Origin of the sequence: Dietzia sp. SYD-A1, assembly GCF_015356725.1 — a bacterium.
GTDB lineage: Bacteria > Actinomycetota > Actinomycetes > Mycobacteriales > Mycobacteriaceae > Dietzia.
Genome location: NZ_JADDKI010000529.1, coordinates 1 through 994, shown reverse-complemented (window position 1 = coordinate 994; position 994 = coordinate 1). Strand labels below are relative to the sequence as shown.

Sequence of the window (994 nt, the reverse complement as noted above, 5' to 3'; positions counted from 1 at the left end):
CCCCGAAGACCCCGAGCACCCCGCCCGGCCCGCCGGCGCCTCCTTGTCCGACTGGCTCCAGGGGGCCCGACCACGGACGTGGCCCAACGCGTTCGCGCCGGTGCTGGTGGGTTCGGCGGCCGCGGCGCTGGCCGGTGGCTTCGTCTGGTGGAAGGCGCTGCTCGCACTGGTGGTGGCGTGGTCGTTCATCGTGGGCGTCAACTACGCCAACGACTACTCCGACGGCATCCGCGGAACGGACGACGACCGCGTGGGCCCGCTGCGTCTCGTGGGGTCGGGACTCGCCCGCCCCCAGGCAGTGAAGTGGGCGGCGTTCGCGTTCCTCGGTCTGGGCGGTCTGGCCGGGGTGGTGCTCAGCGTCACCTCGGCGCCGTGGCTTATCGCCGTGGGCCTGCTGTGCATCCTCGCCGCCTGGTTCTACACGGGCGGCAGGACCCCCTACGGGTACCGCGGGCTCGGTGAGGTGGCGGTGTTCGTGTTCTTCGGTCTGGTGGCCGTGACCGGCACCCAGTTCACCCAGCTCGGGTCCGTCACCTGGTACGCGCTCGTCGCGGCGGTGGCCGTGGGCAGCTTCTCGTGCGCGGTCAACCTCACCAACAATCTGCGGGACATCCCGTCCGACACCGAGGCGGGCAAGATCACGCTGGCCGTCCGGCTGGGCGACTCACGGACCCGGGGCCTGCACGCCGTCCTGGAGTTGCTGGTGCCGCTCCTGGCCACGCTGGCGCTGATCCCGGCGACGCCGTGGGCGCTGCTGGGTCTGTTGGCGATGCCGGTCGCGTGGAAGGCCAACGCGCCGGTCCGGGCGCGCGCCACGGGCGCCGGGCTCATCCCCGCGCTCACGGTGGCCGGGATGGCCATGCTCGCCTGGAGCGTCCTGGTCAGCGCCGGGATGCTGATCGCCTCCCTGTAGCACTACTTGCCGAGCGACCCCTCGGGCACGGCGTCCCAGGCCGCCTGGATACCGTCGTTGATCGCCAGCGCGGCTCCTCGG

At 72.5% G+C, this 994-nt stretch carries 1 protein-coding gene; it reads left to right on the top strand.

The genetic code is table 11. From position 1 onward, the window contains the following. Positions 1 to 43 precede the first annotated feature (43 nt). A complete protein-coding gene (locus IY392_RS16485; protein ID WP_194861808.1) occupies positions 44 to 913 on the top strand; it encodes a 1,4-dihydroxy-2-naphthoate polyprenyltransferase in 870 nt (289 codons plus the stop codon). Positions 914 to 994: the final 81 nt, after the last annotated feature.